The organism is Caballeronia sp. SL1002 (assembly GCF_057814995.1).
Genome location: NZ_JBYMUW010000005.1, coordinates 172,745 through 195,577, shown reverse-complemented (window position 1 = coordinate 195,577; position 22,833 = coordinate 172,745). Strand labels below are relative to the sequence as shown.

The following is a 22,833-nucleotide window of genomic DNA, read 5'->3' as shown; positions in this document are numbered from 1 at the left end:
TCCAAAACCGCATCGCCGGCGACACTCACGCGCCCGTCGATGCCTCACGAATAGCCGTCAGCGACCCATTTTCAGGTCCGAACCGGCGCGCGCCTTATCCCGCTTTAAATCCAAAAACTTGAGTCGGGAAATACCCGGCTCATGCCGTTTTAAGACGGTCATTCGATATATCGACGCATTTTCAGTAATCGTATGACGATTCTGCTCAAAATCCGATTGGAACTCCTTTTCGTCGGAAAAAACTGCCTGTTTGTGTATCAAAAAATAGTCACATGTAAGCGCTCACACACAAATCTATGGGTTTTTTGACGCGCGAAAACGTTTCATAAAAGTAACAACGACTCGCGAACAACGCAAACATCGGAAAAAACAACTTCGTCATACCATAAGCTAAAAGCAAGTTTTTCTTAGTTTTAGAAAGTTGCATTGAGTTACAAAATCGGTAGAAATTTGACGTTTATACTGCGATCTCCCAGACATAAACGTAATTACTACCCATGAACCCCTCTAAAGATCTCGCTGATCAGAAACAATTACCCGGACGTGAAAATGTTACGGGCGAATCGACGCTTTTCCCGCGTAGAAAGTTCCTTTCCTCTATGGTCGCGGGAGCAGGATCGCTTGCACTGGCCGCTTGCGGCGGGGGTGGAGACTCGGTATCGAGCGCCCTGGAAAGTTCCGCCAAGGTGACGGCCAAAGCCGCCACGGTGACGGCATCGACGGATGGCACGTCTATTCCGCCAGCGGCATCTATTACCGATAACTCCGGCGGCGTCTGGACGGTCGTCAACGGCGTGATTTACCTGAACGGCGCGCTTGCGGGCAACACGCACAGCGTGACGCTGCTCACGTTCCTGAGCGGCAGCATTTACCACATGGGCACTAACAGCCAGTTCTATACGTGGAGCAACAGTGCGTGGGTCAAGTGCGCCGATCCGCGCAAGGCTTGGGCGGCCGCGCAGGCAGCGAAGCCCAAACTGTTTTACGGCATGAACGGGCACATGGCGTACCCCACCGGCATCTACGCGACCACGACCGTCGCGCAGCAACTCGCGATGCTGCAGGATTTGGGCGCAACCAACTATCGCGCCGACGTCGCAAGCGCCGGCATGGCCCAGGTGCTCGCCACCGCGCTCACCACGGGCCCGTTCAAAGGCAGCGGCGTCTCGATCCTGCCGGTACTCAACCCGCGCTCGGCCCACTGGGACCCGACCAGCTCGGAAGCGACCGCGTACACGCTCGGCTATAACCTCGGCTCAAGCGTTGCGGCTGTGTTGAAGGGCCTTGTGACGCACATCGAATGCGGTAACGAACTGGATTCCGTCGGCCTCAAGATTGCGGGTAACGGCAGCCTGATGTCGGACTGGAGCCCGGCGCTCTGGCCGTCGTATCGCGGCGTGCAGCGCGGCATGATCGACGGCGTGAAAGCGGTCGATCCGACCATCCAGTGCGGTGTCAATATCGGCATTCCGCTCGCCTACACCGCGTTGCAGATGCTGTGGAACGGCGTCACGCCGGACGGCTCCGCGACCGGCGTGTCCGGCGCGGCATCGCTGAACTGGGATTTCACGTCGTGCCATTGGTACAAGAGCTACTACAACATTCAGGCAGCGGGTCCGAAGGCGAATATCGACGTGCTGCAGATCCTGAAGGACTCGTTCGGCAAGCCGATCTGGCTGACGGAGTTCGGCTGGTCGGGTTCGGCGGACACGACCGATACCGCGTCGGCTTATCTCACGAAGGCGCTCACGCAATACACGTCGATCCGCAGCCAGTACAACATCGAGGCGATCATGATGTACTGCATTATCGACAAGGCGTATGGCCTGATTCAAGCCGACGGCGTCACGCAGAACCCCGCTTACGCGGCGTACAAGAGCTTCGTGGCCGCTAATCCGGTCTGAGCGAAACAGTAGTTGCGTCAAACTGGGACGGCGCCGGATTCCGGCGTCGGGTACGGGCCGCGGCACACGCGGCCCGCACTGCTCACTTCGCGCTGACACGCAACGCACGCATTCACTTAGGAGAAAAAATGGGATCGTTAAGTATTGGACACTGGCTGATCGTGCTCGTGATCGTCGCGCTGGTTTTCGGCACTAAGAAGCTGCGCAACATCGGTGGCGATGTCGGCGGCGCGATCAAGAGTTTCAAGGACAGCGTGAAGGAAGGCTCGCCCGCGCAAGTCCCGAGCGAGATTTCGCAGCGGTAAGCGATCGACGAAGGAAGAACGACGAAGACGCGGAAAGACCCGCGTAATCAAAAGCAGCAGCAGCACCGCCAGACCAAATATTTCAGCACTCACGTTCTCTTACAAAAGCAAACGGCTTGTTATTTAAGGAATCGCTACAGTGGTTTCACGGATTTCACAGGGAGAAACCGATGAAAAAGCTGGCGATCCTCGCAACCCTCGGCGCTCTGCTTGGCAGTTTGCTGGGAGGCTGCATCGTGCTTCCGCCGGACGGAGGTGGCTACCACCACCACGATTACTACCGGTATTGACCGGCGAATCGACCTGCACGACCCATAACAACCTGCTGGAGAAAACGACCATGATCAAGATCAACAAGATCAACAAGAGCCTTCTGCTCGCGACGCTCGCCGCCTCGCTCGGCCTCGGCCTGATGAATGCAGCCTCGGCTGCGCCCGACCAACATTTCGTGCACGCGGGCTATGTACACACCGAGTCGCGCGGATGGCATGGCGACCGCTATTACGACGGTCACCGTTATTGGGACCGTCACGAGTGGGAACGCCGCCACCCGCCGCACCATGACGAGCCGCTTCATCACGGCTAAGCAGGCCGCATAAGCGCAAAAAGCCGGGGAAATCCCGGCTTTTTTGTTTCGGACCTGTTCACCATTGCTTCGGATCGCCGCCGAGCGCGCTGCACGCATCGTAGGAAATTGCCTGCAGCTTGGCCTCGCCGATCTGTCCGGACAGCGCATAACCAACGTGCGCCGTCGTCCAGTAAAACGTTCGACGCGGCCCGTCGCGCAACATGTGAACGTTGCCCTGTTCCCGCTTGACCGTCGTCATATAAAGCGTCAGCCGCTCGCCCGCCGCGTTCTGATACATGAACTGCGCCGCCGGTCCATCCTCGCCCGGCAGCAGCCGCCCGCCGATCAGCTCGAACCCGTACTCGGTGAACGAAGGAATCGTCAGCGCGCGGTTCAACCGCTTCGAAAGCCAGTTCACCAGATGATCCTGCTGCGACGCCGCGACTTCCACCGCGTGACGCTGTTCCGGCGCGTACACCGCGTAGGCGATGTCGGCGCGCTGGGCGAAGCGCGGACGATCGTCGTCGAGAACGGGCAGCAGCATATGCAACAGGAATCCGCACGCGATACCGACCGCCAGCCAGCTCGCCGCGATCAGGTAACGCAGACGCGAGCGGGGCCGCATCACGACGATCGGCGGCGACGACTGCGAATCGTCGAATAACGCGCGCAGCGCTTCGTCCTGCGCGCGGTAAGCCGCAAGCGTCGCGGCGCTCGCCGGATCGCGCGCGATGCGCTCCGCAAGCGCCGCGCGTTCTATATCGGATAGTTCATCATCGACGTAGGCCGACAGCGATTGCAAGTGCGCGGCTTCGTCGGGACGCTCGGGCGTGCTCATGTTCGCCTCACCACTTTCAGCGAAGACGTCCGGCGCTCGGGTTCGTCGGAGAGCAGCACGCGCATGTGTTCGCGCGCGCGCGAAAGGCGCGACATGACCGTTCCGGCCGGCACGTTCAGCACCACGGAAGCCTCCTGATAACTCATTTCCTCGACGCAAACGAGCAGCATCACTTCACGTTGCTCGATCGGCAAACAATATAACGCGCGCTGGACGTCGCGCAGCACGAGTCCGTCCACTTCGCCGACGGGCGCGGCCATCTGACGCCACGGCGCGGTTTCGTCGTCCACGGCGATATCCCGGCGGCTGCGCAACTGATCGATATAGAGATTACGCATGATCGTGAATAGCCATGCGCGCAAATTGCTGCCGACACGAAAGCCGCTCGACCGGCCGAGCGCGCGTTCGGTCGCATCCTGGACGAGGTCGTCCGCCCAGGCACGGTCGCCCGTCAGCGCCCGCGCGTAACGGCGCAGCTGCGGAAGATGGACGACTAGATCGGTCTGGAAACTCAAGGGCGCGCGTCCGGAAATGTGTCAGGCGGTTCGGTTAATAGCCGCCGCCCGCCGGTTTCGCGCTCATCGACGGCGACGTGCCGCCGCCGCTCATGTCGCTGCAGCCCGCCGCGAGCAATCCTGCACCGAACGCCGCGACCAGCGCGAGCAATGTCAGTGAACGTTTCATGTCATCTCTCCGGTTGGATCGTGCGGCGTCAGGGCTTGGCGATATGCCAGACGTTCTTGAAGTTGTCGCCGTTGGTGTCGCCGGGCTTTTGATCCTTCACGAACCGGTAAAGGCGATGCCCTTCGTAGGTCCACTGTTTGCCGCCGTCTGCGTCCGCCATGCCCCACTCGCCGGTGGCTTTGTCCGCGCCGGTCGCGGCCGCCGCGGGCCATGCCTGCGCGCAGCCGCCCGTGCAGGCGCTCGGGCCCGAGGCGGGATCTTTATCGAAGGTGTAGAGCGTCATGCCGGAATCGTCGACGAACATGCCGTTCGCCGCCTTCGGCTGCGCGGCGAAAACCGGCGCCGAAGCGAGGATCGATGCAAAAAGGACGGCTGCGGCCGTCCCGGCGAGGCGTGGTTTCATATCGTCTACCCCTATTTTTCGCGTGTGAGTACGGGATAAACGGGCGAACCATCCTAACTATTCCACGCCGTGTTAAAAAAATCGCGCGGCTGCTTGAGCCGTCGTTTATGCACCCGCCGCATCGCGCCAGCGCCGCGTGTCGCGCAACGGCGGCGCGCCGAACAGGCGGCTGTACTCGCGGCTGAACTGCGACGCGCTCTCATAACCGACCCGATGCGCCGCCGTCGCCGCGTCCACCACGTCGATCAGCATCAGCCGCCGCGCTTCCTGCAGCCGCAACTGCTTCTGATATTGCAGCGGACTCATCGCGGTGACGGCCTTGAAATGGTGATGCAGCGACGACACGCTCATATGCACGTCGCGCGCGATCGACTCCACGCGCAGCGGCTGGGCGAAATTCTCGCGCAGCAGCAAAATCGCCTTGGCGATGCGCTGCGTCTGGCTGTCCTGGAGCGCGATCTGGCGCAGCCGCGCGCCCTGCCCGTTCATCAGCAGCCGATACAAAATCTCGCGCTTGACCAGCGGCGCCAGGATCGGAATGTCCTCGGGCGTATCGAGCAGACGCAAAAGGCGCAGCACGGCGTCGAGCATCGGCGTGCCGAGCCGGTTCACGTAAAGACCGCGCGACGCCTCGTCCTGCGCGGCGGGCGGCAGATGTTCGTCGCGGATCAGTTCGGTGATCGCGTCCACGTCGAGATCGAGCCGCAAACCGAGATACGGTTGCGTCGGACTCGCGACCGAAACCTGACCGCACACCGGCAAATCGACGGATGTGACGAGGTAATGCATCGGGTCGTAAACATAAGTGTCGTCGCCGACCATGATGCGCTTCGAGCCTTGCGCGATCAGCCCGAGCGCGGGCGTTTGCAGGCCGTGCTTCGGACCGCCCGGCTGCATCACGCGATGCAGCGCGAAACCGGGCACCGCCGTTTCCACCGTGCCTTCCACGCCGAGCGTGAAGCGGTCGAGCAGCGCCACCAGGTCGAGCCGGGCCTGGTCGAGCGATTCGGTGAGCGCGGCGGGCGCGTCGTGTGCTGCATCGCGGATCGGGTCCGCCGTTTCGTTCAGAGCCATGATCTTCGTGGTGAAAATGGATTGACGCCAAGGATTGACGCTAGCTTACTCGCGCAGCGCCGATTTCGCCCACGGCGGCCCGCCGCGTTTGCAGGAACAGGCAAGGATTCGACAGGATCAGGCTAGAGCGCAACGCGCGGGCGGGTCGATACTAAGTCCTCGTCGCCACGGCACGAACACTCGTGCGGATTCGCGGGTGCCATACCGCACCGCGCGACGGCGACCGTCAGAAACAAGGAGCACTCATGCGCTACAGAAAATTCGGCAATACCGGTTTATTCGTTTCCGAACTGTGCCTCGGCACGATGACCTTCGGCGGCGGCGGCATGTGGGAAAACATCGGCACGCTGCAGCAGGCGGACGGCGACGCGCTGATCGGCCGCGCGCTCGACGCGGGCATTAATTTCATCGATACCGCCGACGTCTACGCGGACGGCCAGTCCGAGATCATCACCGGTCAGGCGCTGAAGAACCTGAAAGTGCCGCGCGAAAACGTCGTGGTCGCGACAAAAATTCATGGCGAAACGGGCACCAAAAACGTGAATTCGCGCGGCGGATCTCGGTTTCACATCATCGACGGCGTGAAGGCGAGTCTGAAACGCCTGCAACTCGATCACGTCGATCTGTACCAGATCCACGGTTTCGATCCGGCCACGCCGATGGAAGAAACGCTGCGCGCACTCGATACGCTCGTGCAGCACGGGCATGTGCGCTATGTCGGCGTGTCGAACTGGGCGGCGTGGCAGATCATGAAGGCGCTCGGCATTTCGGAGCGGCTCGGCCTCGCGCGCTTCGAATCGCTGCAGGCGTATTACACGATCGCCGGACGCGACCTGGAACGCGAAATCGTGCCGATGCTGCAAAGCGAGAACGTTGGGCTGATGGTGTGGAGTCCGCTCGCGGGCGGCCTTCTGACCGGCAAGCACACGCGCGAAGGCGCGACCGAGGAAGGCTCGCGACGCAGCAAATTCGACTTCCCGCCGGTGGATAGCGAACGCGTCTACGATTGCGTCGACGCGATGCGGCGGATGGCGGAATCGAAAGGCGTCTCGGTCGCGCAAATCGCGCTCGCGTGGCTGCTGCATCAGCCGGTGGTGACGAGCGTGATCGTCGGCGCAAAGCGGATCGAGCAACTCGACGAAAACCTGAAAGCCACCGACGTGCGCCTGAATAGCGACGAACTGGCCGCGCTCGACGAAATCAGCCATCTGCCGCGCGAATATCCGGGCTGGATGATCGAGCGTCAGGGCGAAAGCCGACGCAAGCAACTGAAGGAATCGACGGGCGGCGCGGACGCTTAAGCGCTGGGTTTATCCGGGATTCACGGCGCGCACATGTTGCGTGAACCCGGTGGCCGCTCTCCGGTCGTTTTCACGGCGCGCCGGACGGTTTCGACGCGCGATGCCTTGCCAGAAAGCGGTCGAGTTGCGCGGCGAACGTCTTGCCGTCGCGGGGGCTGTAGGGCGGCGGTCCGCCCGTATCGACGCCCGTGCTGCGCAACTGGTCCATCATCGCGCGCATCGTCAGGCGTTCCTCGATATTCTCGGCACTGAACCACGATCCGCGCGGATCGAGCACGAGCGCGCCTTTGTCCAGCGCGCCGGACGCGAGCGGGATATCGGCGGTGATGACGAGATCGCCCGGCTCCGCCAATTCGACGATCCGCTGATCCGCCACGTCGAATCCCGCCGGAACCTGCACCGCTTTAATAAATTTCGACGGCGGCGTGCGCAACCACTGGTTTGCCACCAGAGTCACGCAAATCTGCACGCGCGGCGCGGCCCGGAACAGGATGTCCTTGACCACGGCGGGACAGGCATCGGCATCGACGTAAATCTGCATGATGGCGGGCGCTTTTGAACGGCGGGAATTGACCGCTGACCATGATACAGAAGCGCCCCGCCGCGCCTAGATAATCGGCTTGCCGCCCGTGACCGCGATGGTCGCGCCGGAAATGTAGCTCGCCTCGTCAGATGCCAGCATGACGTAGGCGGCGGCGAGTTCCACCGGCTGGCCGGGCCGCTTCATCGGCACTTGCGAGCCGAAATTCTTCACTTTTTCGGCGGGCATGGTGGACGGAATGAGCGGCGTCCAGATCGGCCCGGGCGCGACGCAGTTTGCGCGAATTCCTTTTTCGGCCAGCAGTTGCGCGAGGCCGCCGGTGAAATTCTGGATTGCGCCCTTGGTCGTCGCATACGCGATCAACCCCGGATTCGGGCTGTCGGCGTTCACCGAACTCGTATTCACGATCGCGCTCCCCGGCTTCATATGCGGCAGCGCGGCCTTCGTGATGCGGAACATCGCGCCGATATTGGTCGAGAAGGTCTTGTCCCACTCTTCGTCGCTGATGGACTCGAGGCCGTCGTAAGTCATCTGATACGCCGCGTTGTTCACGAGCACGTCGATCCGTCCGAACGCGGCGACCGTTTTCGCGACAAGATCGCGGCAATGCGCGGCATCGGTGATATCGCCGGGCAGCAGCAGCGCCTTTCGCCCCGCCTCCTCAACCCAGCGCGCCGTTTCCTTCGCGTCCTCGTGTTCATCCAGATACGCGATCGCGACATCCGCGCCCTCGCGCGCGTAGGCAATCGCGACCGCCCGGCCGATCCCGCTGTCCGCGCCCGTAATGAGCGCCGCCTTCCCCGCGAGGCGCCCCGAACCTTTGTAGCTCTGCTCGCCGTGGTCGGGTTGCGGATCCATCGGCGGCGTGTGGCCCGGCTGCTGATTTTGCGGCTGATCGGGAAACGGCGGCGCGGGATAGTCGTACTGAGTCATGGCGATTTTCCTCAATTTCGTTCGTTAAATGTCATCGAGGGCCTTGCAGCAAAGCGCGGACCCGTCGACGCCGGAGCGCATGCTCCTCTATCTCGAAAACGAATAAGGGCTATCCGCGCTATCGCGTTGCGCGATAGCGACCAATCGCCGCAGACTGTGTCCACAAAACATTCACACGCATTCAGGAGACAACCATGCGTACTCAAGTCGGCATTGTCGGCGCGGGCCCTGCGGGCTTGCTGCTTTCCCACCTTCTCCATCTGCGCGGCATCGAATCGGTCGTACTCGAATCGCGCAGCCGCAACGACATCGAATCGACCATCCGCGCCGGCGTGCTCGAACAGGGCACGATGGATCTGCTAAACGAAGCCGGAGTGGGCGCGCGGATGCAGGCCGAAGGCGCGTTGCACCACGGTTTCGAACTCGCGTTCGAAGGCCAGCGCCGCCGGATCGCGCTTACCGAACTCACCGGCCATTCGATCACGGTCTATGCGCAGCACGAAGTCATCAAAGACCTGGTGGCCGCGCGCGTGGCCGCCGATGCCGCGCTGAAATTCAACGTGACGAACGTCTCGCTGCACGATTTCGACGCAAACGGCGACGCTCGTCCGCGCATCAAATATCGTCATGAAGACCAGGATCACGAACTGGAGTGCGATTTCATCGTCGGCTGCGACGGCTCCCAAGGCGTGGCGCGCGGCTCGATTCCGGAATCGCTCCGGCAGGATTACCAGCGCATCTACCCGTTCGGCTGGTTCGGCATTCTCGTGGAAGCGCCGCCTTCGTCCGAGGAACTGATCTACGCCCGCCACGATCGCGGTTTCGCGCTCATCAGCACGCGCTCGCCGAACGTTCAGCGCATGTACTTTCAGTGCGATCCGAAAGATACGGTGGACGGCTGGTCCGACGACCGTATCTGGAACGAACTGCACGCACGCGTCGATACGGCGGACGGCTGGAAGCTCACCGAAGGCAAGATCTTCCAGAAGAATATTGTCGGCATGCGCAGCTTCGTGTCCACGCCGATGCAGTGCGGCAAGCTCTTTCTCGCGGGCGACGCGGCGCACATCGTGCCGCCGACCGGCGCCAAAGGCATGAACCTGGCGGTGTCGGATGTGCGTGTACTGACGGCTGCGCTCCAGGCGTTCTACAAGGAAGGTACGAGCGACAAGCTCGACGCCTACACGGAAACCGCGCTCAAGCGCGTCTGGCGCGCGGAACATTTCTCGTGGTGGATGACGCGCATGCTGCACCGTCTCGACGACACCTCGCCGTTCGAGCAACGTTTGCAAGTCTCCGAACTGGAGCACGTGACGACGTCCCGCGCCGCCGCCACCGCGCTCGCGGAAAACTACGTGGGCAGCGTCGCAGTCTGATCGTTTTCGGTCGTCGTGGCGGCTGTTGAGAACTCAGCCGCCACGCCGCTCGCCGCGCATTTACAGCAGCGCTACCACGCGCACGTCGCCTTCCACCGAAGGCACGACCTGTCGTCCGACGCGCCGGAAGGTGATCGACACCGACCGTTCGCCCACCTTCAAATCGCCAATTTCCAGCCAGTCGATACCGTCCGGCAACTGCGGCCGGTCGATCCGCACTTCCTCGCGCACAGCGTCGATCGTGATGCCGAGACACGCTTCGAGAATCATGAAAGGCGCGCCCGCCGCCCACGCTTGCGGCAAACACGCGACCGGATATGCGATCGGCCGCTCGCCGCGTTGCCGCGTGAAGCCGCAGAAAAGCTCCGGCAATCGCATGTCGAATGTCACCGCCGCCTCGAACAGCGCCTGCAACAAGCGCACCGCGCCGCCGCGATCGCCGTAGCGCGCGAGGCCGCGCGCGCACATCGCCGTGTCGTGCGGCCACACCGAGCCGTTGTGATACGACATCGGGTTGAAGCGCGGCTGATCCGCCGCGAGCGTCCGCACGCCCCAGCCGGTGTGAAAGATAGTGGATTCGAGTTGCCGCGCGACCGCCTCGCCGCGCTCGCGGCTGACGAGTTCGAACGCCAGCAAGTGCCCCGCATTCGACGACAAAACGCGGCACAAATCGCCATGACCGTCGAGCGCGATGCCATAGAACGCCGACTCCGGCATCCAGAACATCTCTTCGACACGTTCGCGGATATTTTCGGCCCGTGCTTCGAACGAAAGCGCGTCCTGCTCGGCGCCACGCTCGCGCGCGAATTTCGCCATCGTCGAGAACGCCGTGGACGCGTAAGCCTGCACCTCGACGAGGGCGATCGGCCCGTCCGGGAAGCGTCCGTCGGCATGAAAAACGGAGTCCTGACTGTCCTTCCAGCCCTGGTTGGCGAGCCCGCCCTCGGACGCGCGCTGGTAGTCGAGCAGACCGAACGGGTTGGTGTCGCAATGTCGCGCGATCCATTGCGCGGCGAGTTGCAGCGGTCCCCACAATTCGTCGATCAGCGCTTTGTCGCCGGTGCGTTCCGCGTAGGCGCCCGCCAGCACGACGAAGAGCGGCGTGCTGTCCACGCCGCCGTAGTACATCGCGAACGGCACTTCGCCGGTCGCGGCCATTTCGCTCTTGCGCGTCTCGTGCATGATCTTGCCGACCTGCGCATCGCGGAACGCGGAATCTTCGCGTGCCTGATGCGCGGCGAGAAAGCGCAGCACGCCGGCCGCGAGCGAAGGCTGCAGCCACAGCATCTGAAGCGACGTGATGATGGCGTCACGCCCGAACGCCGTCGAAAACCACGGAATACCCGCGTAGGGATACGGCCCGGTCTCGAGATCGGTCGTGAGAAGGCCGAGATCGGCGAGTGAACGGTCGATCCATTCGCTAAAGAGCGGATTGCTCGAATGCACGCGTGCCGTCGCCCGCCGTCGCTCGCGCATCCGCCGGTGCGCTTCCACCAGCGCCTCGCGAATAGCAGGCCGGCCGGATTCCGGTGCGCACTCCGCGCCTTCCGCCGCGTTCTTCTTGCTTTGCTCGCTGGCGTCGCTCAGTGCGTGTGTGGTGGCTGTCACCGACAAATAGATCGACATCGCCGTTTCTGGCTGGATCCGGAGCGCGTAGTCGGCGCGACTCGTGGTCAGCGCGTCGGGTGCAGGCGAAAAAAGAATGCGAACCGTGCGCTCGACTTCGTCGAGACCGGTATAGCGCAGCAGCACCTCGCCATTCTCGATGACGGGTGGCAGCAATTTGCCGCGACGCTGACGCTTGCTGCCGCGTACCTCGAACATATCGAGAAAATCGGCGCCGAACGAAATGGACACCGGCACCGTTGCAGGTTCCGTGCCGTAATTCGTCAACACGACGCTTTCGTGAAGCACATGGCCTGAAAGCACGCGTTTTCGCTCGACATGGATCACACCTTCCGGCGTGGTCGCGCCGCCGATGGGCGGCAGCGGCCGGTTGGTCAGATGTGCGGTGAACACGGAGTTGTCGCTCGACACGCTGCCCGACAAAAGCGACGGGGCGCGGCCGCCGAAGGTCAGCAGCAGTTCGGACAGCACCCGCGTATCGTTCACGAACAAGCCGTCGTCGTGTCCGCGAATGTCGCCGTTCGCGTCGTTGACGACGAAAGTGTTGCCCGCTTTCAGCACCAGTTGCCGCTCGCTCGCGATGTTCGCGTGCTCAGTCGGGATGAAGGCGTCGTCATGTACCGCGCTGGCTTGCTGCTGTTGCTTTGTTTCCATTGCACCTTCCCGCTTGATTGATTCAGATTGGTTCGACGTGCTGGAACGCCGCGGCACCGAAACTCGCGTCCGATTGTACGGGCGGACGAGCGCGAATGCGGTGTCGCTCCCCGCCGCTCAAGCCGGTTCCGGCCACTCCGCCGACGTCCGGCCGCGCGTCGGGCTATCATCGACGGTTTTTCGACCGACTCAACGCAAACCGGTTCTCCGACCCGCATGTCATTTCCGCACATTGATCTACTCTATTCCGCATCCGGTCTTGCGGTTGGCTTTCTCGTCGGCCTGACGGGCGTGGGCGGGGGCTCGCTGATGACCCCGCTCCTCGTGCTCCTGTTCGGCATCCATCCTGCGACGGCAGTCGGCACGGACCTGCTGTACGCGGCCGCGACCAAGGCCACCGGCACGCTCGTACACGGCATGAAAGGGTCCGTCGACTGGCGCATCACCGGCCGCCTCGCCGCCGGCAGCGTGCCCGCCGCCGCGCTCACGCTGTTCCTGCTCCACCGCTACGGCCTGAATACACCCGGCGCCTCGCGGCTGATCCAGGTGATACTCGGCTCGGCGCTCCTCATCACCGCTGTTTCGCTCGTGTTCCGTCCGCAATTGGCCCGCCTGGCTTACCGAAAGGGCCGCGAGCGCACCGAAAGCGAACTCCGCACCACTGCATGGACGGTTCTGACCGGCGTCGTGCTCGGCGTGCTGGTGTCGATAACCTCGGTCGGCGCGGGCGCCATTGGCGTGACCGTTTTATTACTGCTGTATCCACGGCTGCCGACGGTGCGCATCGTCGGCTCGGATGTCGCGCACGCGGTGCCGCTCACGCTCATAGCAGGGACCGGCCACTGGCTGCTCGGCTCGGTGGATTGGAGCCTACTCGCCTCGTTGCTGGTCGGGTCGCTGCCCGGTATCGCGATAGGCAGCATGCTGTCCACCAAAGCGCCCGAGGCGCTGCTGCGCAACGTGCTGGCCGCAACGCTCCTGCTGGTCGGCGCCAAGCTCGTGTTCAGTTGATCCGGATCGATACCAAACAGTTCCAGTCGATAGTAGTCGCGCACCGCGGCGCTCGCCAGTCAGCCAAAAGTCATAGGCGTTTTGCACGCACGTGCGGACTATGACTTTTGGCTGAGTTTCTTCCGCGCCAACTTTGGCGCAACATCCGTCGAGTTCGTTGTCGGATGCGAAACGGTCCGAGGTTTCCCCGGTTTGCGCTCCCGCGCCCGATGACGATAATGTGATGCGCGCCTCCGCCACGTAGGCGGGCGCGTCCATCATTTCCGGTATCAGGAGCGAGCTAATGAGCCAGCACGACGACCCGCGTGACGATCACCCCACCGCGAGCGACGCACCGCTCGATCCCGTGCGCCGCCGCCTGTTGGCTGCGGGCGTGGGTCTTGCAGGGCTTTCGCTCGGCGGTTGCAATCTGCTGGAGTCGCATCCCACGACCCCGAAGACCGCCGCCGATCTCGCGCTGGACCGCACGTTGCAGGCAAAGGTCCGGCAGATCGTCGTGATCTATGCGGAGAACCGCAGCTTCAGCAATCTGTACGGCAATTTTCCCGGTGTGCAATATCCGCTCGAGGCCGTGCCCGCTACCCGTTATGCCCAACTCGACCGCGACGGCGTGACACCGCTGCCCACGCTGCCGAAAATCTGGGGTGGTCTCGTGCCGCAAGCACAGGACGTGGACGGCAAGCGCTACATGATCTCGGAAAAGGATATCGACGGCCTGCGCAACGGACCATTCCGGCTTGCCGATCCGCAGGGCGCGCCGCTGCCGAACGGTGTGATTACACGCGATCTGTGGCATCGCTTTTATCAGAACCAGATGCAGATCAACGCGGGGCGTAACAATCAGTTCGCCGCGTGGGCGGATTCGGGCGGCCTCGTCATGGGTCATTACCGCAATTCGGCCGATTCGCTCCGGCTCTGGAATCTCGCGCGTCAGTACACGCTGTGCGACAACTTTTTCATGGCCGCATTCGGCGGGTCATGGCTGAACCACATCTTTCTCATTTCGGCGCAGGCGCCGTTCTATCCGGATGTGCACAACGGGCCGGCCAAGAAACTCGTCTCGGTGGTCGAAGGCGACGATCCAACCGGCACGCAACTGAGGCTTGCGCCGGATTCGCCGAAATCCGCGCTCGACGGCCCGCCGGTATTCGTGCGCGACGGTGCGCTCACCGCCGACGGATACGCGGTGAACACGATGGCACCGCCTTTTCAGCCTAGCAATATCGGTCCGGCGGAAGGCGGCGATCCCATGCTCGCCGATCCCGCGAACCCGCGCGTGTTGCCGCCGCAAACCTACGCGACCATTGGCGACCGGCTCTCGGCACGCAACGTGGATTGGGCGTGGTACGCCGGCGCGTGGCAGTACGCGCTGGAGCATCGCGATACCGGCTCGGTGCCCGATTTCCAGCATCATCATCAGCCGTTCAATTACTTCACGAACTACGCGCCCGGCACGGCCGCGCGCACTCAGCATCTGCGCGACGCGGGTCTGGGTGACGACGCGTCGAGCAACCGGCTCATCGCCGATATCGACGCGGGACGTCTGCCCGCCGTCACGTTCTATAAGCCGCAAGGCAATCTGAACATGCACGCCGGATACGCCGATGTCGAGTCGGGCGACCGGCATATCGCGAAGGTGATCGAGCGGATTCAGCGCGGGCCGCAATGGGAGAACACGGTGGTGATCGTCACGCATGACGAGAACGGCGGCTGGTGGGATCACGTCGCGCCGCCGAAGGGTGATCGGTGGGGGCCGGGATCGCGCATTCCTGCGCTGGTGATCGCGCCGTTTGCGAAGAAAGGCTACGTCGATCACACTGTGTACGACACGAACTCCATCCTGCGCTTCATCAGCCGCGTGCATGGACTGGAACCGCTCGACGGCGTTGTGCTGCGCGACCGCGCATTCGCGGCGAATGGCGAGGCGCCGCTGGGCGATCTCACCGGCGCGCTCGATCTGGCGTGAGGCACGTAAGGCGCGGGATGCCCGTGATGCACATGACGCACATGACGCGCACGAGGAACGCGCGCCTCACCTCCCGCGCGCTCCACGCTCAAACCGCCGAGTGCGCTCAACCCGCGAATCGCGGCTCCGGCAAGCCCTTCACGCCAAGCCCGGTCACGGCGAACAAGCCGCCCTTGTCGCGTTCCTTTTGCGGAATGCCCCACATCGGCCGACCCATCGTCGTGACATACAGAATATCCAGGTCCGGGCCGCCGAACATCACGCTCGTCAGGTTGCGCACGGGAAACGGGACGACGCGATCGAGGCGGCCGTCAGGCGCGTATCGAAGAATCCGGCCGCCGAACACGAGCGCCGACCAGACAAAGCCCTCGGCATCCACGGTCGCCCCGTCGAAGGTGCCCGCCATGTCGCGCGCCGAGGCGAACACGCGCCGGTTCGCCACCGCGCCGGTTTCGATGTCGTAGTCGTAGGCGTACATCTGGCGGTCGTAGGTATCGGTGAAATAGAACGTGCGGTTGTCCGGACTCCAGCACGGTCCATTCGAGCAACTGATGCCGCCGTCGAGCCGCGTCACGCGGCCATCCGTGTCGAGACTGTAAAGGCCGCCGCTGCGCGTCGAGCGCTGGCCGCGGTCGGCATCGTAGCGATCGAAATCGTAGGCCATCGTCCCCGCGACAAATCGGCCGCGCCGGTCCACTTTGCCGTCGTTGAAGCGCGTTTCGGTGTCGTCGGCTTCGGGATCGGCGATGAACTTCAGGGTTTGCGAGTCGAAGTCGTAAAAATGCAGGCCGTTCGCGAGCGCGACCACCGCGCCGCCCGACTCCCGCAGCGCCATCGAGCCGATATGGCGCGGCACGAAATACCGCCGCACGTCGCTGCCGTCCGCGCGGCAACTGCTGATTTCCGCCGCCGTGCTGTCGATCCAGTAGAGCCGCTGTTCCTTCACATCCCAGAGCGGGCCTTCGCCGAGATGGTTATCGGCGTCCACCAGCAAGCGCGTTTCGATCATCGTTGTCTCCGGTTATTGTTGGGTCGTCGCGACGAGGCTTCAGTCGTCATCCTTTTTCGCGGCCAGCGCGCGGCGATGCGCGAGCAGCGCCATCAGCCGCCGGTCGCGCCAGCGGCTGCGTTCCTCGATCCGCTCGCGCGGCAGCACGGCGCGCCGCTCGGCGTCGAGCCGCGCAGTCGTCGCGGGCGACCATTCGAACGGCTCGCTCTCGGCCATGATCGTGCGGTACATCGCGCCGTAACGCTCCGCGTAATCGGCGACGCCGCCCGGTGCGTTCAGGTCGATGGTTTCAAACGGTCCCATGAACGACCAGCGCAACCCGAGGCCGTCGCGCATCACCGTGTCGAGGTCGGCGCTCGTCGCGTAACCTTGTTCGTAGAGGCTCATCGCTTCATGCAGCACCGCGCCCTGAAGCCGGTTCAGCAGAAAGCCGCCGATTTCCTTCGCCACCGTCACGGGTTTTTGTCCCGCCGTTTCGTAAAGCGATCGCGCCCGCGCGATGGTTTCCGCCGATGTCCACGGCGCGCCGCATAGTTCGACCAGCGGCACGAGCGACGGCGGATTCACCGGATGCGCGACCAGACATCGCGACCGATGCATCAAATGTCCGGTAAACGTGGACGCGGGCAAGCCCGACGTCGAACTGGCGAGCAGCGTATCCGGGCGCGTCAGCCGGTCGAGATCGGCGAACAGTGTGCGTTTTGCCTCGACGATCTCCGCGATGTTTTCCTGCACCAGTTCGACATCCGCGACGGCGTCCGCGAGCGCGGGGAAGACCGCAATACGCGCGACTAGCGCATCGGCGGGTTCGTCGATCAATCCAAACGAGTCGAGATCGCGCACGCTCTCGGCAATCGCGGGCAATGCGCCGTCGAGCATCGCGGGATCGGCGTCGTGAAGGCGCACCTGAAAGCCCGCGCGCGCGAACACGATCGACCACGCCCGCCCGATCCGGCCACTCCCGATCACTGCGACGCGCCGCTCCGGATTCAAATTCATCTCACCTCTCCTCAAGATTTCTTGTCGCGCAACGTGATGACCGCCGCCAGCACGACGCAGCCGTTGATGATGTCGCGCACCGCGGGCGGCACGGTCGTGCCCGCGAGCAGCGTGCCGAGCGCGGTCAGCAGCAGCGCGCCGCCGAACACGCCGAGATAGTGGCCGCGTCCGCCCGTGATCAGCGCGCCGCCGACCACGACCACCGCGATCGACGGCAGCAGGTACGGATCGCCCATGCCGAGGAACGCCTGGCTGCTGAACCCGGCGAGCAGCAAGCCGACCACGGCGGAACACAGGCCCGACAGGCAATACACGGCGACCAGCGTCGCGCCGACCCGCACGCCCGCGAGCTTCGCCGCGACCGGCGAATTGCCGACCGCGTAGACGCGGCGGCCGAACGGCGTGCGATGCAGCAGTAACAGCGCGAACACGAGCAGCAAGGGCACGCACCACGCGGCGAGCGAGAGCGGGCCGAGCCGGCCATTGGTGAAATTGCTGATCGCGGATGGCGCCCAGCCTTGCGGCGAGCCGTTGCAATAGATCAGCGTCAGCCCTTGCAGCAGGCCGTTCGCGGCGAGTGTCACGACAATCGGCGGCAAGCCAAGCACCACCACGCCGAGACCGTTGAAGATGCCGACCAGCAATCCCGCGCCGAGCACGAGCGGCACCGCCCACACCGCTGCGCCGTTCACGCCGTGCGTGAGACCGGTGAGCAGCACGCCCGAGAGCGTGATGAGCCACGGCACCGACAAATCCAGCCCGCCGGTCAGGATGACCGCGCCTTGCCCGAGGCCGAGAATCGCAAGAAAGAGCGTGAGCGTCAGCAGGCTCGTGTAGAAGTTCGCGCTCGCGAGCACGCCGGGACCGTAGACGACGCCGGTGATCGCCACGACCGCGAAAAACAGCAGGTATGCCGGAACGACGTACTTCACCCATTCGCGGTTTCGCTCGATCCAGTCGGCGAGCACGCGGCCCTTGAGTTCCGTATTCGCAACCGGGCGGAAATCCTCCACTTCGAACTTGACGCGGCGCGCGCCAGGGTCGTTCCTTGCGCGCGTGTTCGTCCGCCACGCCTTGAACCATTGCCCCGCATAGCGCGCGCATTGGTGCGCTGCCGACTGCTTGCCGATCGACGAGCCGAGCACCGCGAGTATCAGGATCGTCGCTTCGGCAATGGTCGTGAAGAACGCGGACACGTTGAGCACGAGCAGGATGTTGACCGTGATCATCAGCGTCATCGCGGCGAATACCGTGCCGACGCAACCGCCGCGTCCGCCGCCGAGCCATGTGCCGCCGAGCACGACGGCCGTGAACATCGAAAGCAGCAGCGGCCGGCCAACGAGCGGATCGGCGGAACCGGTCTGCGCCGATACATACAAGCCCGCCGCCGCGTAAAACATGCCCGCGAGCACGTAGCTGCCGATCCGGTAGCGCGTCACCGGCATGCCGTTCGCGTAGGCGCCGTCCGCGTCGCTGCCGAGCGCGTAGAGACCGACGCCGAAGCGCGTGCGCTTCACGAACGTCCAGACCAGCAGCGCCAGCACGAGCACGGCGGCGGACATCGGCAATTTGTCGGGGATCAGATCGGACGTGACGAAACCGCCGAACTGCTCGCCGATACTGCCGCCCGGCTTGTTCTGGATCAACAGCGTAATGCCCTGCACCATGAACATCGTGGCAAGCGTGACGACGATGGATTGCAAGCGGAACCACGCGATCACCGCGCCGTTCACGAAGCCGATCCCGCCGCCGATCGCGATGATCAGCGCGACGCCCGCCCATTGTTCGGCGGGCGAGCCTTGCACGAAGCGCACAGCGAGCACGTTGGCAAGCGAGAGCACGGCGGACGCCGACAGGTCGAACCCGCCGCCGAGCACGACGATGGTTTGCCCGACCGCCGCGAGCGCGAGCGTCGCGCTGCTCGAAATGACGGAGCCGACGTCGTAGAGCCCGACTGGCGTCGCCGAGAGCGACACCCACGCCACGAGCATGGCCGCGAGCGCGCCGATAGCGATGATGAGACCGCGATAGTGATCGACGCGCGCGCCGATTCCGGTTCGCGCGCCGGGCCGCACGATCTCGCTGTCGGGCGACGCAATGGCGTTGTTCATGGTGAACCTCGTGTCTTTGAAAAAAGCCAAACGGCAGGCAAAAGCGCTCAGGCGGCGAGCATCTTGCGCATCACGTTTTCCTCGGTGAGCGCGTCGCCTTCCAGCTCGGCGGCATTACGCCCGCGATACACCACGGACACGCGATCGCACACGTTCACGAGCTCGGGGACGTCGGTGGAATAGAACAGCACCGCGCCGCCCGCCGCCGCGAACGCGCGCATCAGCACGAAAATCTGGTGCTTGGTGCCCACGTCGATGCCGCGTGTCGGATCGAACATCAGCCACACGCGGCTTTGCGTGAGCAGCCACTTGGCCATCGCGATCTTCTGCTGATTGCCGCCCGAAAACGACAGGCACGGTTTGTACACGGCGCGCGGATTGACCTCCATCTGCGCGAGGACGCGGCCAATCGCGGCGCGCTCGCGCTTCTTCTGAATCAACCCGAAGCGCGAGAAGCGCCCGATCACCGGCAGCGACACGTTCTCGCCGCCGGGCAACCGCAGGAACAGTCCTTCGGTTTTGCGATCCTCCGGCAGAAAGCTTGTCGATACGCCCGCCTTGAGCGAATCGGCCGTGCAGGTCAGCGTGACCGGCTTGCCGTCCACCCGCAATTCGCCCTCGTCGATAAATTGCGCGCCGAACAGCGCCTCGAAAATCTCGCGCTGCCCCATGCCCTGCAACGCCGCGATGCCGTGTACCTCGCCTGCCTTCAGCGTGAGATTGAAATCGTCCACCACGCCGTCCACCTTGATGCCGCGCGCTTCCATCGCGGGCACCGGGAGCGCCGAGGGCGTCGCCACTTTCGGCGGATATTTCGCGTCCATCGAGCGGCCGATCACGAGGCGGATCACGTCGTCGTCGGAGATATCCTTCGTGTCGAACGCGCCCACGTCGTGACCGTTTCGATACACCGTCAGGCTGTCGCAGAACTCGCGCACTTCCTGCATCCGGTGCGAGATAAACACGAACGTGACGCCGCGCGCCTTCATCTCTTCGATCCGCCGCGCGAGCCACGCGACGTCGCGGCCGGACAGCGCGGATGTCGGCTCGTCGAGCAGCAGCACTTCCGGCGCGCGCACGATCGCCTTCGCGATCTCGATCTTCTGGCGCACCGGCAGCGCCAGATCGCGGATATACGCGCCCGGCCGCACTTCGCCGAGTTCCAGCCGGTCGAGCCACTCCGCCGCGAGCCGCTGCGACTCGCGCTGGCGGATGCGCCCGAACCAGCCGACCGGCTCCGTCGACATCAGCAGGTTCTGCGCGACGGTCAGGTCGCGCACGAGCGTCATCTCCTGGAACGCGGTCTGCACGCCCGCCCGATGCGCGTCCTTCGGACTGCGCATCGTGACGTTGCGGCCGAGTATGGCGATGCTCCCGGCGTCCGGATGGATCAGGCCCGACAGCAGCTTGACGGTTGTGGATTTGCCCGCGCCGTTCTCGCCGAGCAGCGCGTGAACGGCGCCGCGCTTCACCCGGAACGACGCGTTGTCGAGCGCGACCGTCGCGCCGAACCGCTTGGTGACCTTCGACACATCGACGGCCCATTCACTCGTCATAGCTTCTCTCCTGTGGACGGTTTCGCGTCAGTCGGGCTTGCCGGTCAGCGCGGCGTTGAAGCCGACTTCGGCGGACTCTTCCGAATAGATGTCGGCGAACCAGCCCGGCGGCACCTTGTCCGGCATGAACGCCGTGCAGCCCGCCTTCAGTTCATCGATCGAACCCGTCTTGCAAAGTTTCGACTGCGCCGTCAGCACGAGCGGCAGCTTGAGCGTCACGCGCGCCGGGAAATCCTTGCCTTCGAGTTTCTGCACGGCGAGCTTGAGCGCCATCGCGCCGGAATACGGCGGCGCGCCGTAGGAGATCGAGCGATAACCGATCGACCGATACGCGCCCTCACCCTTCACGGCTCCCGGCGGCAACATCTGCACGCGGTGGCCGTTCGACGATTCACCCGCGCACGGCTTGATCTTGTCGTCGGCGATGCCCGCGTCAAGCTGCATCGACGCCGCCGTGAAGCAGCCGACCTGCATCCACAGTCCGTCGATCTTGTCCCAGCTATTCGTCGCGAGGATCTTCGAGAGTTCCGTCTTGGCGGTCGCCTGGCTCCACATGCCGGTGCCTTCGGCCACGACCTTGATGCCGGGGAACTTCGCGAACACTTCCTTCGCCGCCTCGGTGCGCGCGCGATCCACCGACGTGCCCGGCACGCCGTTGATCATCACGATATTGCCCTTCCCGTTGATGGTCTTGGCGAGCCATTCGGCGGTCACGGTGCCGGCCTGTTTCTGGTCGATGGTCACGTTATGCGCGCACGGTTCCGTCACTTCGCCGTCGTAAGCCGCGACCACCACGCCCTTCGAGCACGCGTTCTTGATCGCGCGATTGAGCGCGGTCGGCGAGATCGGATAGATGACGATGGCCTTCGCGCCCGCCTGCACCATCGAGTTGATCTGCTGGATCTGCTTTTGCGCGTCGGTGCCCGCGACCTGCACTTCGAGATCCACCTTGTCTTTCAGCGCGGGCGTCGCCGCCATCGCCTTGACCATGTTGGCGGCCTCGGTTTGCCAGTCGTTGCCGACATAGCTCATCGATAGAAAAACCTTGTACTTGTCGGCGGCATTGGCTTGCCCCGAGACCGCGAGCGCGGCAAATACGGTGACTGCGGCGGCGCCGAGTGCAACCCGGCCCGCGCTTCGAATGGTGCGCGTGAGTGCTTTCATGTCTTCCTCCAGACCTGCGTTTTTAGTGAAGCGTTATGTTCTAGCTTTCAACGTGCTGCAGACGTGCACTGGCGGGAAGCTGAATTCCCGCCGATCCGGGCACGACGTTCGGGTCGTGTCCGGGTATCACGAAATCCGCGATCTGGCGGATGCGCTTGAGCGAAGCAAGTTCGGCCTGCGTCTCATGGACGATCCCGACCGGCACGAGATCGACGATGTTCTCCATGCAGTTCGCGCAATCGCCAGCGATCAGCACGACGCCTTCTGCCGTACTCACCGCAACCGATTGATGTCCCGGCGTGTGGCCCGGTGTCGGCACGACGCGCACGCCGGGCACGATATCGGCCACGCCATTCACGAACGACCAGCGGAAATACGCGAGCGGATCGCGGCCGATCAGGAACTCCTGGTAGTACGTCGCCTGCGTCGGCAGCGGCCGTCCCGCGTATTCCCACTCGGCGGCCTGGATCACGAAACGCGCGTTGCGAAAGAGCGTGTTGCCGCCCGAATGGTCGTAGTGAAGATGCGTGTTGATGACGATATCGACCTCGTCCGCGCTCCAGCCCACGTATTCCTTCAGCGCGCGTTCGAGCCGTTCTTCCGGCGCCTGCTCGCACGGACACACGAAACTGCTGACCCAGCCCGGATCGTGAATGCCGGTATCGACGACGATTTTTTTATCCGCGCCGACGATGGCCGTGGACCACACCGGCACCTTCATTTGCTGGCCGAAATAGCGGCCGTAGACTTGCGACGAACGATCGACGGTGAGCCAGCCGGTCGGCATCGCGACAACTTTCAGCTTGGGAA

At 63.7% G+C, this 22,833-nt stretch carries 21 protein-coding genes; 7 read left to right on the top strand and 14 right to left on the bottom strand.

From position 1 onward, the window contains the following. Positions 1-686: 686 nt before the first annotated feature. From AC3D25_RS25380 to AC3D25_RS25370, 3 genes are all read left to right on the top strand, one after another. Positions 687-1,904, top strand: coding sequence for a glycosyl hydrolase (locus AC3D25_RS25380; RefSeq protein WP_488891244.1), 1,218 nt, complete (start codon positions 687-689; stop codon positions 1,902-1,904). 128 nt (positions 1,905-2,032) lie between these two features. Beyond that, a complete protein-coding gene (gene tatA / locus AC3D25_RS25375; RefSeq protein ID WP_488891243.1) occupies positions 2,033-2,209 on the top strand; it encodes a Sec-independent protein translocase subunit TatA in 177 nt (58 codons plus the stop codon). 349 nt (positions 2,210-2,558) lie between these two features. Further along, positions 2,559-2,795, top strand: a complete 237-nt coding sequence (locus tag AC3D25_RS25370; RefSeq protein WP_488892151.1) for a hypothetical protein — start codon at positions 2,559-2,561, stop codon at positions 2,793-2,795. Between the two features lie 58 nt (positions 2,796-2,853). Here the strand turns inward: AC3D25_RS25370 and AC3D25_RS25365 are convergent, their stop codons facing one another. From AC3D25_RS25365 to AC3D25_RS25345, 5 genes are all read right to left on the bottom strand, one after another. Further along, positions 2,854-3,615 carry an anti-sigma factor family protein gene (locus tag AC3D25_RS25365; RefSeq protein WP_488891242.1) on the bottom strand — a complete coding sequence of 254 codons (762 nt, stop codon included), beginning with the start codon at positions 3,613-3,615 and terminating at the stop codon, positions 2,854-2,856. Next, positions 3,612-4,130, bottom strand: coding sequence for a sigma-70 family RNA polymerase sigma factor (locus AC3D25_RS25360; RefSeq protein ID WP_488891241.1), 519 nt, complete (start codon positions 4,128-4,130; stop codon positions 3,612-3,614). The genes AC3D25_RS25365 and AC3D25_RS25360 overlap by 4 nt, the downstream gene beginning before the upstream one ends. A gap of 34 nt (positions 4,131-4,164) precedes the next feature. Then, the gene (locus AC3D25_RS25355; RefSeq protein ID WP_488891240.1) at positions 4,165-4,299 is read right to left on the bottom strand and encodes a hypothetical protein; all 135 of its coding nucleotides are present in this window, start codon (positions 4,297-4,299) and stop codon (positions 4,165-4,167) included. 28 nt (positions 4,300-4,327) lie between these two features. Continuing rightward, positions 4,328-4,702 (bottom strand): COG4315 family predicted lipoprotein, encoded by a 375-nt coding sequence (locus tag AC3D25_RS25350; RefSeq protein ID WP_488891239.1) that lies wholly within the window; start codon positions 4,700-4,702, stop codon positions 4,328-4,330. Between the two features lie 105 nt (positions 4,703-4,807). Then, positions 4,808-5,776, bottom strand: coding sequence for an AraC family transcriptional regulator (locus tag AC3D25_RS25345; RefSeq protein WP_488891238.1), 969 nt, complete (start codon positions 5,774-5,776; stop codon positions 4,808-4,810). Between the two features lie 245 nt (positions 5,777-6,021). Here AC3D25_RS25345 and AC3D25_RS25340 point away from each other — a divergent pair, with 245 nt between their 5' ends. Then, the gene (locus AC3D25_RS25340) at positions 6,022-7,077 is read left to right on the top strand and encodes an aldo/keto reductase (RefSeq protein ID WP_488891237.1); all 1,056 of its coding nucleotides are present in this window, start codon (positions 6,022-6,024) and stop codon (positions 7,075-7,077) included. Between the two features lie 70 nt (positions 7,078-7,147). Here the strand turns inward: AC3D25_RS25340 and AC3D25_RS25335 are convergent, their stop codons facing one another. Together AC3D25_RS25335 and AC3D25_RS25330 are read right to left on the bottom strand one after the other, a co-directional pair. Continuing rightward, positions 7,148-7,618 (bottom strand): YaiI/YqxD family protein, encoded by a 471-nt coding sequence (locus AC3D25_RS25335; RefSeq protein WP_488891236.1) that lies wholly within the window; start codon positions 7,616-7,618, stop codon positions 7,148-7,150. A gap of 66 nt (positions 7,619-7,684) precedes the next feature. Beyond that, complete coding sequence (locus AC3D25_RS25330; RefSeq protein ID WP_488891235.1) at positions 7,685-8,551, bottom strand: glucose 1-dehydrogenase; 867 nt, start codon at positions 8,549-8,551, stop codon at positions 7,685-7,687. Between the two features lie 194 nt (positions 8,552-8,745). Between AC3D25_RS25330 and AC3D25_RS25325 the strand changes: the two genes are divergently transcribed. Beyond that, a complete protein-coding gene (locus AC3D25_RS25325; protein WP_488891234.1) occupies positions 8,746-9,927 on the top strand; it encodes a 4-hydroxybenzoate 3-monooxygenase in 1,182 nt (393 codons plus the stop codon). A gap of 60 nt (positions 9,928-9,987) precedes the next feature. On the opposite strand, the gene AC3D25_RS25320 is transcribed toward AC3D25_RS25325, so the two are convergent. After that, positions 9,988-12,207 carry an amylo-alpha-1,6-glucosidase gene (locus AC3D25_RS25320; protein ID WP_488891233.1) on the bottom strand — a complete coding sequence of 740 codons (2,220 nt, stop codon included), beginning with the start codon at positions 12,205-12,207 and terminating at the stop codon, positions 9,988-9,990. A 216-nt stretch (positions 12,208-12,423) separates the two neighbouring features. Here AC3D25_RS25320 and AC3D25_RS25315 point away from each other — a divergent pair, with 216 nt between their 5' ends. Both AC3D25_RS25315 and AC3D25_RS25310 read left to right on the top strand, forming a co-directional pair. Next, entirely contained in the window at positions 12,424-13,218 is a 795-nt protein-coding gene (locus tag AC3D25_RS25315; protein ID WP_488891232.1) for a sulfite exporter TauE/SafE family protein, read from the top strand. Positions 13,219-13,501: 283 nt separating this feature from the next. Further along, on the top strand, positions 13,502-15,184 hold the full coding sequence (locus AC3D25_RS25310) for an acid phosphatase (protein WP_488891231.1): 1,683 nt from the start codon (positions 13,502-13,504) through the stop codon (positions 15,182-15,184). 106 nt (positions 15,185-15,290) lie between these two features. Here AC3D25_RS25310 and AC3D25_RS25305 read toward each other — a convergent pair whose 3' ends face one another. From AC3D25_RS25305 to AC3D25_RS25280, 6 genes are read right to left on the bottom strand one after another with little or no spacing between them, the layout of a single operon-like run. Beyond that, the gene (locus AC3D25_RS25305) at positions 15,291-16,193 is read right to left on the bottom strand and encodes an SMP-30/gluconolactonase/LRE family protein (protein ID WP_488891230.1); all 903 of its coding nucleotides are present in this window, start codon (positions 16,191-16,193) and stop codon (positions 15,291-15,293) included. Positions 16,194-16,232: 39 nt separating this feature from the next. Further along, positions 16,233-17,192: a 3-hydroxyacyl-CoA dehydrogenase gene (locus AC3D25_RS25300; RefSeq protein WP_488891229.1), complete on the bottom strand. Its 960-nt coding sequence runs from the start codon at positions 17,190-17,192 to the stop codon at positions 16,233-16,235. An 11-nt stretch (positions 17,193-17,203) separates the two neighbouring features. Beyond that, positions 17,204-19,303: an ABC transporter permease gene (locus AC3D25_RS25295; RefSeq protein ID WP_488891228.1), complete on the bottom strand. Its 2,100-nt coding sequence runs from the start codon at positions 19,301-19,303 to the stop codon at positions 17,204-17,206. Positions 19,304-19,350: 47 nt separating this feature from the next. Then, positions 19,351-20,859: a sugar ABC transporter ATP-binding protein gene (locus AC3D25_RS25290; protein WP_488891227.1), complete on the bottom strand. Its 1,509-nt coding sequence runs from the start codon at positions 20,857-20,859 to the stop codon at positions 19,351-19,353. A 27-nt stretch (positions 20,860-20,886) separates the two neighbouring features. Then, a complete protein-coding gene (locus AC3D25_RS25285) occupies positions 20,887-22,023 on the bottom strand; it encodes a sugar ABC transporter substrate-binding protein (RefSeq protein ID WP_488891226.1) in 1,137 nt (378 codons plus the stop codon). A 40-nt stretch (positions 22,024-22,063) separates the two neighbouring features. Beyond that, positions 22,064-22,810 (bottom strand): N-acyl homoserine lactonase family protein, encoded by a 747-nt coding sequence (locus tag AC3D25_RS25280; RefSeq protein ID WP_488892150.1) that lies wholly within the window; start codon positions 22,808-22,810, stop codon positions 22,064-22,066. Positions 22,811-22,833 lie beyond the last annotated feature (23 nt).

Excerpts from the sequence above, each read along its gene's own strand:
- tatA (WP_488891243.1), top strand. The coding sequence starts at position 2,033 with ATGGGATCGTTAAGTATTGGACACTGGCTGATCGTGCTCGTGATCGTC.
- AC3D25_RS25365 (WP_488891242.1), bottom strand. The coding sequence starts at position 3,615 with ATGAGCACGCCCGAGCGTCCCGACGAAGCCGCGCACTTGCAATCGCTG.
- AC3D25_RS25355 (WP_488891240.1), bottom strand. The coding sequence starts at position 4,299 with ATGAAACGTTCACTGACATTGCTCGCGCTGGTCGCGGCGTTCGGTGCA.
- AC3D25_RS25350 (WP_488891239.1), bottom strand. The coding sequence starts at position 4,702 with ATGAAACCACGCCTCGCCGGGACGGCCGCAGCCGTCCTTTTTGCATCG.
- AC3D25_RS25345 (WP_488891238.1), bottom strand. The coding sequence starts at position 5,776 with ATGGCTCTGAACGAAACGGCGGACCCGATCCGCGATGCAGCACACGAC.
- AC3D25_RS25340 (WP_488891237.1), top strand. The coding sequence starts at position 6,022 with ATGCGCTACAGAAAATTCGGCAATACCGGTTTATTCGTTTCCGAACTG.
- AC3D25_RS25335 (WP_488891236.1), bottom strand. The coding sequence starts at position 7,618 with ATGCAGATTTACGTCGATGCCGATGCCTGTCCCGCCGTGGTCAAGGAC.
- AC3D25_RS25330 (WP_488891235.1), bottom strand. The coding sequence starts at position 8,551 with ATGACTCAGTACGACTATCCCGCGCCGCCGTTTCCCGATCAGCCGCAA.
- AC3D25_RS25325 (WP_488891234.1), top strand. The coding sequence starts at position 8,746 with ATGCGTACTCAAGTCGGCATTGTCGGCGCGGGCCCTGCGGGCTTGCTG.
- AC3D25_RS25320 (WP_488891233.1), bottom strand. The coding sequence starts at position 12,207 with ATGGAAACAAAGCAACAGCAGCAAGCCAGCGCGGTACATGACGACGCC.
- AC3D25_RS25315 (WP_488891232.1), top strand. The coding sequence starts at position 12,424 with ATGTCATTTCCGCACATTGATCTACTCTATTCCGCATCCGGTCTTGCG.
- AC3D25_RS25310 (WP_488891231.1), top strand. The coding sequence starts at position 13,502 with ATGAGCCAGCACGACGACCCGCGTGACGATCACCCCACCGCGAGCGAC.
- AC3D25_RS25305 (WP_488891230.1), bottom strand. The coding sequence starts at position 16,193 with ATGATCGAAACGCGCTTGCTGGTGGACGCCGATAACCATCTCGGCGAA.
- AC3D25_RS25300 (WP_488891229.1), bottom strand. The coding sequence starts at position 17,192 with ATGAATTTGAATCCGGAGCGGCGCGTCGCAGTGATCGGGAGTGGCCGG.
- AC3D25_RS25295 (WP_488891228.1), bottom strand. The coding sequence starts at position 19,303 with ATGAACAACGCCATTGCGTCGCCCGACAGCGAGATCGTGCGGCCCGGC.
- AC3D25_RS25290 (WP_488891227.1), bottom strand. The coding sequence starts at position 20,859 with ATGACGAGTGAATGGGCCGTCGATGTGTCGAAGGTCACCAAGCGGTTC.
- AC3D25_RS25285 (WP_488891226.1), bottom strand. The coding sequence starts at position 22,023 with ATGAAAGCACTCACGCGCACCATTCGAAGCGCGGGCCGGGTTGCACTC.
- AC3D25_RS25280 (WP_488892150.1), bottom strand. The coding sequence starts at position 22,810 with ATGCCGACCGGCTGGCTCACCGTCGATCGTTCGTCGCAAGTCTACGGC.